At 51.5% G+C, this 14,703-nt stretch carries 10 protein-coding genes; 2 read left to right on the forward strand and 8 right to left on the reverse strand.

Annotated features, from left to right (window positions below):
• The first annotated feature begins 306 nt into the window (after nucleotides 1-306).
• On the forward strand, nucleotides 307-582 hold the full coding sequence (locus SYN7336_RS23170; protein WP_227498568.1) for a hypothetical protein: 276 nt from the start codon (nucleotides 307-309) through the stop codon (nucleotides 580-582).
• 284 nt (nucleotides 583-866) lie between these two features.
• Here SYN7336_RS23170 and SYN7336_RS23175 read toward each other — a convergent pair whose 3' ends face one another.
• The 6 genes from SYN7336_RS23175 to SYN7336_RS23200 form a co-directional block, all read right to left on the reverse strand.
• Complete coding sequence (locus SYN7336_RS23175) at nucleotides 867-1,433, reverse strand: Uma2 family endonuclease (protein ID WP_017328336.1); 567 nt, start codon at nucleotides 1,431-1,433, stop codon at nucleotides 867-869.
• 109 nt (nucleotides 1,434-1,542) lie between these two features.
• Entirely contained in the window at nucleotides 1,543-3,846 is a 2,304-nt protein-coding gene (gene recJ / locus SYN7336_RS23180) for a single-stranded-DNA-specific exonuclease RecJ (protein ID WP_017328337.1), read from the reverse strand.
• A gap of 84 nt (nucleotides 3,847-3,930) precedes the next feature.
• Nucleotides 3,931-4,458: a Ycf51 family protein gene (locus tag SYN7336_RS23185; protein ID WP_017328338.1), complete on the reverse strand. Its 528-nt coding sequence runs from the start codon at nucleotides 4,456-4,458 to the stop codon at nucleotides 3,931-3,933.
• A 223-nt stretch (nucleotides 4,459-4,681) separates the two neighbouring features.
• Nucleotides 4,682-5,803 carry a chorismate synthase gene (gene aroC, locus SYN7336_RS23190; RefSeq protein ID WP_026101264.1) on the reverse strand — a complete coding sequence of 374 codons (1,122 nt, stop codon included), beginning with the start codon at nucleotides 5,801-5,803 and terminating at the stop codon, nucleotides 4,682-4,684.
• Nucleotides 5,804-5,989: 186 nt separating this feature from the next.
• Nucleotides 5,990-6,910: a sulfotransferase gene (locus SYN7336_RS23195; RefSeq protein WP_017328340.1), complete on the reverse strand. Its 921-nt coding sequence runs from the start codon at nucleotides 6,908-6,910 to the stop codon at nucleotides 5,990-5,992.
• A gap of 169 nt (nucleotides 6,911-7,079) precedes the next feature.
• The gene (locus SYN7336_RS23200; RefSeq protein WP_017328341.1) at nucleotides 7,080-7,424 is read right to left on the reverse strand and encodes a hypothetical protein; all 345 of its coding nucleotides are present in this window, start codon (nucleotides 7,422-7,424) and stop codon (nucleotides 7,080-7,082) included.
• A 1,421-nt stretch (nucleotides 7,425-8,845) separates the two neighbouring features.
• On the opposite strand from SYN7336_RS23200, the gene SYN7336_RS23210 reads away from it, so the two are divergent.
• Nucleotides 8,846-9,637 (forward strand): PEP-CTERM sorting domain-containing protein, encoded by a 792-nt coding sequence (locus SYN7336_RS23210; protein WP_083885865.1) that lies wholly within the window; start codon nucleotides 8,846-8,848, stop codon nucleotides 9,635-9,637.
• A 213-nt stretch (nucleotides 9,638-9,850) separates the two neighbouring features.
• Here SYN7336_RS23210 and SYN7336_RS23215 read toward each other — a convergent pair whose 3' ends face one another.
• Both SYN7336_RS23215 and SYN7336_RS27485 read right to left on the reverse strand, forming a co-directional pair.
• On the reverse strand, nucleotides 9,851-13,336 hold the full coding sequence (locus SYN7336_RS23215; RefSeq protein ID WP_017328343.1) for an efflux RND transporter permease subunit: 3,486 nt from the start codon (nucleotides 13,334-13,336) through the stop codon (nucleotides 9,851-9,853).
• A 72-nt stretch (nucleotides 13,337-13,408) separates the two neighbouring features.
• On the reverse strand, nucleotides 13,409-14,461 hold the full coding sequence (locus SYN7336_RS27485; protein WP_162139136.1) for an efflux RND transporter periplasmic adaptor subunit: 1,053 nt from the start codon (nucleotides 14,459-14,461) through the stop codon (nucleotides 13,409-13,411).
• Nucleotides 14,462-14,703 lie beyond the last annotated feature (242 nt).

A 14,703-nucleotide genomic window follows, 5' to 3' on the forward strand; every position in this document is an offset into this window, starting at 1 on the left:
ACATTAAATCAAATAGAATTGATTGGTCAAGCCTAGAAAACTTAATTTAACCTGGCGATCGCGCACCCGCTGGTCTTCCCTGAGGTGTCTTTGAGGCAGGGTCGGCAAGTTTGCCAAACTGCGTTTGATGGTGCTGCTGCCCTCACCCCCGGCCCCTCTCCCTGGGGAGAGGGGAGAAACTTTTGCATTCTCTAAGATCTCCAGTCAATCAAATTTGGTTGATTTATTGGCAAGAGATTGGGGATGGCCGGTCTGGGAGTTGTGTTACTGACTCAGACCTCTGGCTCAACTGCTTCCTGCAACCTCATGACTCCCGTCCTACCCTTTTTTCTGCTGTACCCATTGCTCTCGGAATATTCAGCTCAATGGGGTGGGCATGTAGAAAAATCTCGTGCAGATCTGCATGTCAATCAGCCTAGAACGGGTTGGGATGCGGCACGGGTCGTGGGAACGCTGCGGGCTGACCTGAAGAGGATGCAGGAAACGCAGGGATTGCGGCCCGATCCGATCTTTTTTACGGGCGATGCGGCTTACGGACATATCAGCAACGAACGCGGCAAGGCGATCGCCTTGCTTTCCTGACCTCCCTGCCCAACCATCTCAATCGCCTCCTCCACCAGCTTTTCCAAATAAAGCTTGGCATCATCGCCATCCTCGCCGGGGATAGTAACCCTGCCCGGATAAAGGGGACAGCGAAAGACCAGCAAGGATTTGCGGTTATTTCTCCCCTCTCCCTGGGGAGAGGGGCCGGGGGTGAGGGCAATGCAGAGCCATCCAACTCAGGTTGAATAAGTTATTAAACCCTCATTCCCAAGCATTCAGACAAACAGTCTACCGTCTCCCGATCGGAGACTCTTCCCAACCCCTCAAACAAACAACTTCCCCACTAAATACCGATAGTCAGGCAACAGCGAAGACGTAAGCTCATCATCAGCCAAAAGAGTCGCCTGCAAAACCAAAACCGCCTGCTCCCGACGATAAACCTCCACCTGCTGCCCCCGCCAATCCACCAGCCAATATTCCCGCACCCCCCGCTTGGAATAGAGCTTGAGCTTAACCTCGCGATCGCGCTGCTCGTTAGCAACCCCCGCCGACAAAACCTCAACCACCAAATCCGGCGCACCCGCGAAATGCCCCGACCCATCCTCCAACTGTTCAAATCGCCCCCGATCGATCCAAACCACATCGGGAATCACACTATCCCAAGACCCAAAAATCACCCCAGGCCCAACCACCACACGCCCAGCCCCCGTTGACTGAGACCACAGATCCAAAGAACTCGCCACCCGCAGACAAGCAGTCTGATGTCGCCAATGAGGTGCGCGCGTCACATACAACTCCCCCTCAATAATTTCGTAGCGATCGCCGTTATCCGGCATCACCTCTAAATCCGCCGTCGTCCAGCGCAAATCCCGTCCCGCCGTCTGAGCCATCAGGCAAGCCCCCGCAGAATGCTACCAGTCTATCCAACCTCCGAGGCGTCCTCGATCGATTCGCCAGCAGCCCAAAAGCAGAAACAACTCTGGGGGTTCGATTGCCGACTCAAGCCGATAGCTCGACCGCTTCCTCCAGCCCAGATCGCCCCGCCGGATGATTCAGCACCGCCGCGATCGCCTCCACATCCGTCTCGTAAAAATATCGCCGCTGAAACCCCTCCTCCGCCACCGCCGCCTGAAACCGCTCGATCGCCTCCACATCCCCCACCAACCCGCCATTCGCAGACAGCGAAAAGCGATCGCCCTCAACCTCGACCCCAAACCCCGCCGACTCTAACGCCACCAACCCCAACCCAAACGTCCGAGCAGACACCTGTAGCGCCTCGATCCACCGCTGGCGAGAAGCCGCCGTTCCAGATGCCGCTAGAGACTTCGCCCAACCCACCAAAGTGCTCCAGGCTTGTTGGGGCGATCGCTGCAGAGGCTCGCGGTAGGCCAGCACGAGGGGCCGTTGGGGCAGGGCTCGACTGAACACTTCCGTCCAATTGGTCGGACAGGTGCCTAGAATGACGGGCTCGGAGATTTCTGCAAGCTGCGCTTGAATATCGGGTTCGGGTTTGCCTCGCAAATCGATCGGATGGAACTGATGGAGAGGTCGGTCACTGGAAGAAACCGCTGCCCGAACGTCGATCGGACGGACTTGATAGTCGAACGAAGAAGCGCGATCGCGTTGGGTGCCCATATAGTCCAATTCCACCACCGCATCGCAAAGCCCCTGAGGCAATTCGTAGCTGTAATGGCCCCACCAAATCCCGCGAATGCTGCCGGTGCGATCGCTCAACCGAAACGTCGTGTAGATATAGCGCACCGTTTGCCCCTTGGCATCGCGGCTGTTGCGATTGCGCCCCGCATCAAAACGCACCCCCCGCAGCAGTAACTTCGGCACGGGATTCCCCATGCCAAACGGCTCCAATTGGTGCAGCTCGCGAAACAACTCCCGCCCCAATTCCGCCACCGTCACCTCCAGGTCGATCGCCAATTGCGGTACTGGAAAGCCCGTGGGAAACCATTGGCGTAGGGTGTGATTGAGCCGCTGTTGCAACAGGGGAAGATTCTCGGCAGGCAGTCGCAACCCTGCTGCGAGAGGGTGACCGCCAAAATTATCGATAACCGTTTCGTGCTGTTGCAGCAGTTGGTACAGGTCGATGCCTGCCACCGAGCGAGCAGAGCCGGAAGCGCGATCGCCCTCAACCCGAAACACAAACGCCGGTCGTTGATAATCTCGGGCCAACTGTCCCGCCACAATGCCCAACACCCCGGCAGGCCAATCGGCAGAGGCCAGCACGATCGCCGCATCCGTCGAAAAATCCGCTTGCTGCAACCGCTCGCGCGCCTGACGCAACACCTCTGCTTGCATGCCTTTGCGCCGGGTGTTCGCCAGCTCCGTCTGAGCCACGTAGGTTTTGGCAAGCTCGCGATCGCCCTCCGTCAGCATCTCGACGCAAAAGGAGGCATCTCCATGCACGCGACTGACCGCATTAATGCGCGGCCCCAGCCCAAAGGCAATATCCATCGCGCGATCGCCCGCCCGCTTGCATTGCTCTAACAACAACTGAACGGCAGGTCGAGCCTGTTGCTTCAATTGCTCGATCCCCTGCTGCGCCAAATAGCGCACATCCCCCCGCAGCTCCACTAAGTCCGCCACCAAACCGATCGCCACCAAATCCAACAACAGCTCCAGCGGTTGCTCGGGAATATCGGGCTCGGATAGATACAGGGCTTCAACCAATTTGTAGGCGACGGCAACCCCCGACAGTGTGGCGAGGGGATGGTCGTTAGGAAAGTCACGCGGATTGAGCATCGCTACCACGGGCGGTCGTTCGGGAGGCAGGGTGTGGTGGTCGGTAATGATGACATCGATCCCCAGCTCATGCGCACGAGCGATCGCCGCCAAACTCGTGCTGCCCGTATCGCAGGTGACAATCAGGGCAATCCCCTCTGCTTGCAACCGCTCGATCCCGATCGCCGAAACCCCGTGAGATTCGGTCAAGCGATTGGGAATGTAGAAAGAGAGGCGATCGCGATCGAAAAACTGACCTAACCCTTCCCACAACACTGCGGTAGCCGTCACCCCATCCGCATCGAAATCCCCCCAAATGGCAACCCGTTCCTGCTGCTGTCTGGCTTCTAGCAGCCGCTGCACGGCCAGATTCATCTCCCCAAAGGCCCAGGGTGACGTTGGACTATATTGCTGGGGATCGCAAAAGGCGGTGACGGCTTGAGGCGATCGCAATCCCCGCTGCCACAAGAGTTGCGCCGCTCGTCGGCCCACCTGCTGCACCAGCCAGTCAGGGGGCGCTTCGGTTGCGAGGATCTGCCAATATCGTTGAGGGGGGGTTACCGCAATCATGTCGGTTCAGTTTCAGCCAGCGAATGCTTCCCAAACTTAGCCGCAGTCATGCTCTCCAGCAAGCGTAGGTGCCTGTCAGGCCAACTAACCCGCCTCAACGGAAGTATATTCGTTCAACTCTTCAAAGCCTTCCGAAAAAATTTCTATGTCGATGTTCGGATCGCTGCGCACAGCCATTGATTGCCGCACCTGCCCCAAATAAATCGGCAGAGAGACACCCGGCTCGGGATGAACGATGGTGCGGGCTCGAATGGTCAGCGTGGAGGTGTTGGCAGAGTAACGACCCGAAGAGAACAGATTTTTGGCTGCCTGCAGGAGCGTGAGTTCCAGTTGTTCGGGGGAAATGTCTGCTCCAACGGCGATCGCCGCTCGTGCGGAGCCGTTGTCATACACCGTAGTGAAGGGAGCAGCTCCCGGAACGGTAGTGCGGATAATGGGGCCAAAGCTGAGGGCTGCCAGACCGACCGACAGCACGATCGTGAAGGCTGTGTAGCCGAAAAAGGCAAAGCGATACTTCGTCTGGCGAATCCACAGCACAACGGTGGCAACAGCCAGAATGCCAGCCAGGATGAGACAGTAGCGAGAAGCAGTAGCAAACAGGGATGGGTCCATATCGCAGTTTGAAGGGCCTAAAACAGCTCGAACAATTATGTGGCGCAATGCTACATCAGTCTAATGCCATCTGCGCAATTCGACATACGCCAAAAAGTGTCGGTTTTGAGTCATAGAACGGGGCTGGCTAAGGGCGATCGTTGGGGTGGGGGTCGTCCTCGTCTGGCGTACGGCAGGTCTCGAACAGCTCGAACTAAAGCAAGACATCGCGATCGCGCAATCCCTATTTCACGGAAGCTTCCAAGGGAGACAAGGACAGAGACTGGCATTGAGCCTGCTGGCGCAAATAATGATCGCACAATACCAGCGCCACCATCGCCTCCACCATCGGCACCGCACGGGGCAACACGCAGGGATCGTGGCGACCGCGAGCAGCCAAAACTGTTTCTCTACCGTCTCGGGTCACAGTATTTTGGGCTTTGCGAATCGTTGCAGTGGGCTTGAACGCCACTCGAATGACGATATTCTCGCCGTTGGAGATGCCCCCTTGAATGCCGCCAGAACGATTGGTCGCCGTTCTAAAGCGATCGCCTGCCATATAAAACTCGTCATTATGTTGCTTGCCCGTCAGATACGTTCCGGCAAACCCCGACCCAATCTCGAAGCCCTTACTGGCAGGCAGCGACATTGCCCCTTTTGCCAAATCCGCCTCTAATTTGTCAAACACGGGTGCCCCCAATCCCACAGGCACATTGCGAGCCACGCATTCCACCACACCACCAATCGAATCCCCCTGCTTGCCCGTTGCTTGAATCAAGTCGATCGCCTGTTCGGCTACAGCCGTATCCGGGCAGCGGACAATATTCGATTCCACATCTGCCAGCGTGACCCTGTCGGGATCGATCGTCCCCTCTAAGTCTTTAATCCGCTTGACGTAACCAATCACCTCAACACCCGCTGCCAGTTTCAGAATTTTCTTGGCGATCGCCCCTGCTGCCACGCGCCCAATGGTCTCTCGCGCCGAGGCTCGACCGCCCCCCTGCCAATTGCGAATGCCATACTTTGCCTGATAGGTGGCATCCGCATGGGAGGGACGAAAGGTGGTTTCCATCTCGCTATAGTCCTGCGATCGCGCATCTTTGTTGCGCACGATGATGTGGATGGGGGTGCCAATGGTCATTCCCTGAAACACGCCCGAGGTGATTTCGCAAATGTCAGATTCTTTGCGGGGAGTGACAATCTTGCTTTGACCGGGACGACGGCGATCGAGATCCACTTGAATCTCTTCCGCCGAGATCGGCACCCGAGGCGGGCAGCCATCCACGATCGCCCCCACTGCCCCACCGTGGGACTCGCCGTAGGTGGTGATACTGAACATCTGTCCGAAGGAGTTACCGTTTGCCATAAGAGCCTTGTGAGAATGACTGGCTGAGATTGGCCCCGAGAGGGACTGTGAGAATCTTAACGCAGTCGTGCAGCGCTCCCGATCGAGGCCATTAGGCCAGCAAGCATGCAAGTTAGAAATTCAGGCTAGAGCGTTTGCCTCCCACCCATGAGGTCGACCCATCGGTCTTACAAGCAGAGGAGGACGCTAGCGATCGATTAATTGGGCTTTAAGCCATTTCTTCATGCGTACCTGTAGCTTTTTGGGGTTGAGACGCTCTATAACATGCAAGCCCGATACTAGCGGAGTCGGTAACCATCCACCTATTTCAGCCTCTAATGGGTATCCAAACTGCTTCAATTCATCTCGGCAGTAAAAATCTGCATATGCCTGCTTCCACTTTGGCCAAGCCTTAAACCGACCGATAGGATTGAAGTCTTGAGTTCGTTTAACCTTCTTCCAATCGATCTGCTGATTTGCCGCTCTGAGATCGGAGCTTCCTCGCACCTCTAACGCTTCAATTTCAGAGAAGTTACACTCGTCGGGATCCAAGCACAGAAATCTAAAAATATCGCTGAGCTGAGCCTGCGAATCTAGAAATATGTCCTCGTACTTGACCAGAAAACACTGTTGCCGAAAAAATGCCTCATGACTCTCCATAAATTCGATTAGCTTGCGGGCACTCTCTCGCCAACGCTCTAAGGCATCAAAATAATTGACATTAAATGATTTCTCTAAGGAATAGGCAACCGATCTGCCGTCTCGGATGAGAAGTAAAAATTTAGAATTGGGAAAAAATTCTGGAGCCTTTTCTATCCCAACAAAAGAAGGAGTCTTTGTCACCAAATAGGAAAACTCCTGTTTCTCGGTGCTCTGACATTTGAGCAAATCAATGAGGACACCTCCAAATGCCTCTTTCGACTTATCGATATTTTTTCGATCGAACGGGAATTTCTGCCAAAAAGTCTCTAAAACTGAGAAGTATTTAGAAACATACTGTAGATCCGCCAGCACAAAATCTTCCCATATTCCTCTAGCCCCACTACACTGAGGGTGCTTGACGATGAGATCGTGGAGATAATTCGTCCCCGAACGCATTTCAATGCCTAAAATGGTGACAACACTCATAAGGATTTAAGACTTGGTAGGAGCTAGACTTCTTGAGCATTGCCCCGAGCGAGACTGTGTGAATCTTAACGCAATCGTGCCGCGCTCCCCATCAAAAGCAATGGATATCGCTCGCCGATCGCCAGGAGCACAAATATTTCGATCGCCGCTCTAGGCAGAACCCGGACAATCAGTGGGTAAACAGGTGCTCGAATTCGTGACGCAGGCTGTTGAAATCGCCAATTCGAGCGACAACCAAGCAAGAGGAACCGGCGTCTGCCAGTCGCTGCGTCCAAAATTGAATGGTGGGGGCGCGACCGATCCAGTAGTCGATCGCCACCTGAGCCAAAGCCTCGGGGTCCCAGTTGCGATCGGGGGGTAGATCCTGTAATTGTTGTAAGAAGCGATCGAGCGAGCAGCGGCGAGCGCCGATATACTCCAGTCGAGTCTGGCTGGGTTGTGCTAACAGGCGCTGTTGGTGATTGAAGAACTCTAGAATTGGGGTAACGCCTAAAAGTTCAAATGAATAGCTCATGTCGTTCCAAATTAAACAGTCAACATAAATTCGAAATCTGAGTTGGCTAGTTTTGCCTGCGAGAGGCGATCGCCATTGCCCGACCCCTAGATTCCTGCTGCTCCAATCTGAAACTGAGCCACTTTCGAGCAGCAGATTTTGGTGGATCGATGAGTAATGAGATGACTGCCAATTTAGCCGATCCCCATCAGGGATGTCTCGATTTTGACAACAATCTTGAAGCACTCGACGATGGGGAGTGCTAATCTCCTGATTGGCTGAGAAGAGGCTGTGGGAGGCAAAAAGTTTCAGGGGCCAAGCACAAAACTCACCTAGGTTAGGATCTATATTTTTTGAGGTCGAGATGAGTTGGGGGCTACAGACCCTCACTTCTCAAGGGTATGGCTATAGCCCGATTAGGCTTAAAACTCGAGATCGAGTAATGCTAGTTTTTTGGCGATCGGCTGTGCCAATTTAGCGGCTCATCCGGCAAGGTGTTGCAGCCTCAGGCAGGGCGCTATAAAGAATGACATAGGTGGGAGCCTAGATCCAGGGAGCCAGTTCGAGGGGTCTGCAATTGAAACCGCTAGCCACCAAGTGTCGTCTACTCAGGCAAGTTCTCCATCTTTATGCACTAACCTTGTGTCGCTACGAGAATCTCGGCTTAGGGGGACTGAGCTCTCCCGACTCCTATTGAATCTTTTGGCCAGTCTGCTAGCATCCAATAGCCCGAACGTAGAGATGCTTCAGATCCAGTTGGTGGGTGACCGAAAAGATATGCAACATTCGATCCTCATAACAGTAGGCTCTCCTGAATCAGTTTTCTATTTCTACCATATGGGGCCAATGCGCATCAGATGTTAAATATCTAGCGATCGAGCATTGAGGCTGGAATAAATAGACACAAATAAATCTTGCCAGCTATCTTCATTTTACTTGTAAATAACGAGATCGGATACTTAAAGACCAATCATACCCAGCTCTGCCGAGGTCAGCAGTCGACAAAACTTGTTAAAAAATGATGACTCTTCCCAGAATGTTAAGCTATCTTTCACGTATATCCACGGATGTAATGAAACTCTAGAAGCTCTGTTTTACAAGGGTTCCAACGGTTGTAGTGGTCTTTCTGGCGGCCAGCTCAGGCCCAGACTGACGATCGGCCACTTTGGCAAGAGACGTATATGTCTTGACAGCCCCATAGGAGTCAATGTATCTTGATTCCAGTTGCGTGGAATCACTTAGGGACATCTACGGATTCCTTGATTTCTACGTCAGACCTCAAGCGTGAGTTGACTATGTGATGGGTAGCGTTGCTTCATCTACGGGTTTACTCAGCATTCATGCTTTGATGTGGCGCAGCTTCGTGCAGCTTTGTTCTTTGCTGTTAGGGCGACGTCAGAGATTACTGAACTAAAGAGCAACAATCTAAGGAGTAAGTATAAATGTCACGTAGAGCTTTAACAGCCTTGGGGATGTCTTTGCCCATTGCTGCAGTAGGTTTTTTCGGTGCGGTTGAGTCGGTAGATGCCGCTACAATTGCTGGGGGTTCGGTTGTAAATATTGGTGGTGCTCTGCAATTAGAGATCGTTGATGCAAGCGATGTTTCAGACATTCAAGCTAATGTCTTCTTCACTCCAGAACTCTTAACTGGTTTAACTCCTACAGAATTTGCCGGGGCCCCAGATGCTGCTGCCTGTGTGGGAGGGCAAGCCGCTGTTGGTGATTTTTCCTGTGTTACTGTCTTACCCGGTAGCAATACTGGAACCTTTTCGATTTACAATAGCCCAGCTTTTACAAATCCTCCAGCTATCGTCCAGAGTTTTAGTACAACGGGCTTACCTATTATTGACTTCGGGTTTTTACCAACCCTTGATGAAACAGCCGTGCCTGGAGGTGGAGGTCCAGTAGATCCAATCCCGGCTACTGTACTCGACCTCAATGATGATGTGGTGATTTCTATTCTTGGGCCTGGACAGGTTTCATTCTTAGCAACTGGATTTGCTACATTCTTGAATCCTGATGGTACCCGCGATCTCGACTCAACAATTGCAGTTGGCTTCGACTTCACTTCTGAAAACCTGTTCTTTTCTAGCCTTGCTCCTGGTAGTTTATCTACTGGGGGAGCTTTCTCAGGCACAATTACCGCAGTCCCTGAACCCATTTCGATTGTAGGCTCTGCAATTGCCTTAGGTGTTGGTGGCTACCTAAAGCGTAAGAAGGGTCTAAATTCCTGATATCTATAGCCTATTTTCAGGTTTAGTAGTTAGATAGGGCTCACTTTTTATATAGCCAAAAAAAGTGCTGAAACTTCTCTTGAAATATGGAGGTTTTCAGCACTCATCTCTATTATAAAAATTATGCTTATGCGTTTGCGTTCTACTTTATGGAAGCTGATATTCCCTTCTAGAGTTGTAGCTTAGGCTGAATGCATATCAACTGAATGTGCATTAGCCCAGGTTAGTTTGCAAAAGTTCATCTAGCTTTTCAATGCTCTTGAACCTTGCTTTCACTTTGGGACCAAAATGGATCACATCGTCTAAGCTCAAGCGATGTGAGCTGATGGGTACGGCATTAACAAAGGTACCATTGGCACTTGGGCCGGAAGGCGAACAACCATCTACTATTGTGAATCCATACCCATGTTCAGATTCGTATGAAAAGGAAACCAGCTTTGCGTGCTCTCGAGAAATGTACTGACCGAGCGGACGAATGTCGCATTTTGGAGAACGACCGATAGTGTAAGTCGTATTGTTCAATGGAATGATTCGCTCCCCTCTAGCATCTTCCAAAACCAACACAAAAGCTGGCAGATCGCAACTCGGTCCGTCGGATTTTACTCTCCGCTTCCTCGCATCAGAACTCATCAACAATCGATAAGCTGATGGACAAAAATACAGAGCCAGCACAGTCGCCCCTACCAAGCCGCTGCAAATCACGATCGCCAAAGGTGGCCAGAATCCGCCCCCCTGCAATATTAGGGGCACAAATCCTGCGATGGTTGTGACAGTTGTAGCTAGAACGTGGCGGCTAGATTGCATCACTACATCAGCGATCGCCCTAGCGCTACCTTGGCTGGCCACTGGATCTTTACTAATGGCATTGAGAACGACAATGGAATCGTTAATTGCAACCCCAATTAGGCCCATCATGCCGATAATAGCCATAAAGCCCAATGGATAGCCATAAAGCCATAGCGAAGCAAAGCCAAGACCCGCCGATCCAACAGCAACGACACCAATAATTGCCGCGAGGCGGAAGGAATTCAGTGACAGAACTAGAGTGACTGCCATTAAAACGGCCAGAATCCCTAAGCTTGCAAACAGGCTCGAGATCGCGAATTGGCGTTCGGCAACTTCGCCACCGAAATCGTAAGAATAACCAGTTGGGAGAGAAAAATCGATTGCTTCCAGCCTTTGTCGAACAGAAGATAACGCCTCAGCCGGTAAAGCGCCTGCCGGGATAAATGCCTGAATCGTGTTGACTCGCTGCTGATTGCGCCGCTCAATTGAGGCCAGTTCGGGTTTGAGCTCCAAATTCGTCAGAGCTGAGATAGGAATTGCGTCACGAGATCCGTCTGCCGAAATGGAATCTGGTAAAACATTGAGTGACGAAATGGAATTGAGATCGCTGCGATCGCCTTTGGAAATGCGCACCCTGACTGGAAGCTCCTCTGTAGCTTCCAGAATAGAACCGCCGATAAACCCATCTAGACTGGCATTGAGCTGACGGGCCAGATCGGAGTTACTCAGTCCCAAAAGTTGAATTTTTTCTTCGTCTACCTGTAATGCCAACTTGGGTACAGCTTCGCTGAGACTCGCACGAGTATGGATAATATCTGGCAGTTGGGCCAGCTCGGAGCGGATGCGATCCCCTAGTTCTTTAAGTACCTCTCGATCGGGACCGTAAAGACGCATCTCGATCGGAGCGTTAAAGGGTGGTCCTTGATCTAACTGCCTCGCCAGGATTTGAGCTTGAGGGAAGGCGCGATCGAGTTCAGCCTGCAGTTGTCGAATAAAGGAACTACTGTTACGAAACGAATCTAGTCGAACAATTCCCTGAGCATAATTCGACTGATTCTGCCGGACATTAGCCACAAGATTGTAGTAGACCGTCGGTGCAGCAGTACCAATAAACCAATTCACATCCTTAACCCGAGAGTGCTGCCTCAATAGTTGACTGACTTCAGTTACAGTTGTTTGCGTTTGAGCGAGTGAAGCCTGAGGAGCCAGCTCTACCTCAATGTGGAATTGATCGCGATCGGCAGGCGGGAAAAACTGTAATGGTAGTGTAGGACTGACAACAAAACCAGCAAAGGGAATGGCAAGAGCTAGCAGAATTCCTAGTTTAGGACGGGAGAATAGATAATCTAGTGTCCAGCGATAAGCGCGTGCCAGTTGGGGATGAAAGTAACCTGAATTCCACCAGTTAGAAGGATTGGTATTGGTTTTCCATTTCACTGCAATATGTGCAGCAAAGGATGGAATCACAGTCATTGCCAGAATTAAAGAACTGGTCACTGCCAAGATGACGCTGATACTGAGTGTACTGACAAATTCCCCAGTACTGCCCCGCATGACGATCATAGGTAGAAATGCAAGAATAGTTGTGATAGTAGAACCCAATAAGGGTATTCCTAACTTACGAATGCTAGATTCAATGGCTGGGCTTGGCGCTTGTCCGTCCTTCAATCGATGCGTGACTTCATCAACCATAATGATGGCGTTATCAATCAGCATGCCGAGGGCGACAATTAACCCCGTCATAGAAACCTGCTGGAGGGGGATATGCAGAAACCACATGCACCCGAAAGCCATCATGATTGACAGTGGCAGCGCAAGACTAATAGCTAAGGACGACTGCCAGCCCATCATGAATAGCGTCATGCCCGAGACTAGCACTGCTGCAAACAGGAGATTTTGGATCAATCCTCTCAGACGCTCATCAACATAAGGCTTCTGATCGAATATCACACTTGCAATTATCCCTTGCGGCAACTGTTGTTCAAAAGTAGAGAGGGTCTGGCGAACAATTTGAGACCATCGATCGATCCGCTCCTCTGAATTGATTCGAGCTGCAACAACGATAGAGGCTCGATCTCGAACAAGCGCAGACTCTGCAGGAGGATCGACAATGCTGCGTTCAATATTTGCAATATCGCTAAGATGAGCAAATTGGCCAGTGTTGCCAGTGCGAATGGGGATACGACCAATCCGTTCTAGAGAATCCAGTTCTGTATCGATTGCAATAGGTAAATCGCTCTCAGATCCATAACGTTGTCCAGCTGCTAGCTTGGCATCGCTTTCAGCGATTTGTTGTGATAGCTCGCTAGTAATTAAGCCAATGGCAGACAGTTTGTCAGGATCGACTTCAACAACAATTTCTTCTTCAGGTGCCCCAAACAACTCAACGGTCTCAGTTCCTGGCAAGTTACGCAATTGGTCGGCAAGGCTTTCAGCCGAGCGGCGAAGGATTCCATAAGAAGGCGGCACCTCGAGATCCCAGGTGAGTGCAACGATCGCAGTATTAGCTGCAATATGCAAATCTTGAAATTCTGGCTCTAGGGCAGCAACAGGCAGATTTGCTCTAACCTCGTTGAGACGATCCCTAACTTGAAACCATATCTCACCAGTATCGGGAGCACGAATCGTATCGCTCAGTTCAATTTTAATAATTGAAATACCTGGTTGAGAGATTGAGGCAATCGTTTTAAGTTCTTCGATTTCCACCAGCTCGTCTTCGATGGGTTTCGTGACCAGCGATTCCACTCTTTCGGAATTAGCACCAGGAAAGAGCGTGACGATTGCAGCGTTGCGCTGTGTCAAGTTTGGATCTTCCATGCGGGGTAACGCCTGAAAACCCACTAGCCCCCACAGCCAAATAACAGCAATAACTAAAACCAGCAATCGCCTATTGCGGTAAAATAAATCCCACATAGCATTACCTCAGCCGACTAGCCGGGAAAAAGGACTCGAACCATTGAAAAGCAGTTTCCAAGCTAGGCTAGGTCAGGATTGCGTCTCGATTTGGGTCGTAGCCAATGAAGATAGAGGGCGCACGAGCTGACCTGGTACGATGCGGTGAACCCCTCTATCTACTAAAGTTTCGCCCACTTGTAACGTTCCTTTCACCAAGGCAAGATCGCCTTCAGTATGCAGAACTTCAACGTCGCGCCGCTCGACGCGATAGAGCCCTGGAAGACCTGAATCCGCAGCAGTCAAAGCATAAGTAGACCACAAACCGCGCTCTCCTTGCACCAAGGCGGATAGAGGTAGCCAGAACCCCGATGTAGCAATGGGATCGCTTTGTAATTCCAACCGCACTACTTCACCGGGAACCACATTGGCAGGATTATCTAAACCTAAAATTACTGTGCGCGTACGAGTGGCAAGATCGATTTCAGGTAGGATTGCCTTCACCTCAGCCTGAGAGGAATGGCTATCAGTCAAGACTGTGTGAGAACTCCCTATTTCTAGCCGATCTGCCATCTCGGCTGGGATACCAATCCGTACTTCCAAATTACTGGCATCCACCAATCGAAGAATTGGCTGTCCCGCTTCGACTACTGTTCCTCTATCGATGTACCGTTGAGCAATTTCACCATCAAACGGTGCTCGTAGGATACTTTTGTCTAAGTTTACATCAATATCAGCTAACTGTGCTTCCAGTTGTTGGATGGAAGCGACCTGTGCATCTCTCCGAGCGCGTAAAGAATCGGTGCCGAAGGAAAATTCATCTCGCTGCTCGCGAGAAATTGCCCCCTCAACCAACAAACCTTCTCTGCGATCTAACTGGACTTCAGATAACTTGAGTTGTTCTTCTAAATCCCGTATAACAGCTTCAACCTGAAGCAATTGCGCTTTGATGGCCAAGCGTTGGGTTTCAAGGTTGCGAGTATCCAGCCGTGCTAATGGAGCACCCCTCGTTAGGCGATCGCCATCATCAACGAAAATCTCTATAGCTTTGCCATTTCGTTCGAAGCCCAGCTCGCTTGCGTGAAGTGCCACCACCTCACCGGTAAAAGCACGTGTAACGTTGTAAGACTCTACAGGTTCTGTCACTAAGGTGCTAACAGGGATTGCATTTGCCAATAAGCCCTCAGCTTCTAATGCAACTGGGGTCTGCTGTGGCAATCGCACAGTTAAGCCAATGCTGATGCCAACCCCAATACCAGACAGGAGAAGGAATGTTCCTGCTGCAAGAAACTTCCAACGATGGCGAGGTGAATCAAGCTTAGGATACGGGCCAGAATATAGCGATGGAGGGAGGGTATCCATCAAGGAGACGGGCCGCTGAGTAGGTC

The organism is Synechococcus sp. PCC 7336, from assembly GCF_000332275.1.
In the GTDB taxonomy this organism is placed as follows: Bacteria; Cyanobacteriota; Cyanobacteriia; order Thermostichales; family PCC-7336; genus PCC-7336.

Excerpts from the sequence above, each read along its gene's own strand:
- SYN7336_RS23170 (WP_227498568.1), top strand. The coding sequence starts at position 307 with ATGACTCCCGTCCTACCCTTTTTTCTGCTGTACCCATTGCTCTCGGAA.
- SYN7336_RS23175 (WP_017328336.1), bottom strand. The coding sequence starts at position 1,433 with ATGGCTCAGACGGCGGGACGGGATTTGCGCTGGACGACGGCGGATTTA.
- recJ (WP_017328337.1), bottom strand. The coding sequence starts at position 3,846 with ATGATTGCGGTAACCCCCCCTCAACGATATTGGCAGATCCTCGCAACC.
- SYN7336_RS23185 (WP_017328338.1), bottom strand. The coding sequence starts at position 4,458 with ATGGACCCATCCCTGTTTGCTACTGCTTCTCGCTACTGTCTCATCCTG.
- aroC (WP_026101264.1), bottom strand. The coding sequence starts at position 5,803 with ATGGCAAACGGTAACTCCTTCGGACAGATGTTCAGTATCACCACCTAC.
- SYN7336_RS23195 (WP_017328340.1), bottom strand. The coding sequence starts at position 6,910 with ATGAGTGTTGTCACCATTTTAGGCATTGAAATGCGTTCGGGGACGAAT.
- SYN7336_RS23200 (WP_017328341.1), bottom strand. The coding sequence starts at position 7,424 with ATGAGCTATTCATTTGAACTTTTAGGCGTTACCCCAATTCTAGAGTTC.
- SYN7336_RS23210 (WP_083885865.1), top strand. The coding sequence starts at position 8,846 with ATGTCACGTAGAGCTTTAACAGCCTTGGGGATGTCTTTGCCCATTGCT.
- SYN7336_RS23215 (WP_017328343.1), bottom strand. The coding sequence starts at position 13,336 with ATGTGGGATTTATTTTACCGCAATAGGCGATTGCTGGTTTTAGTTATT.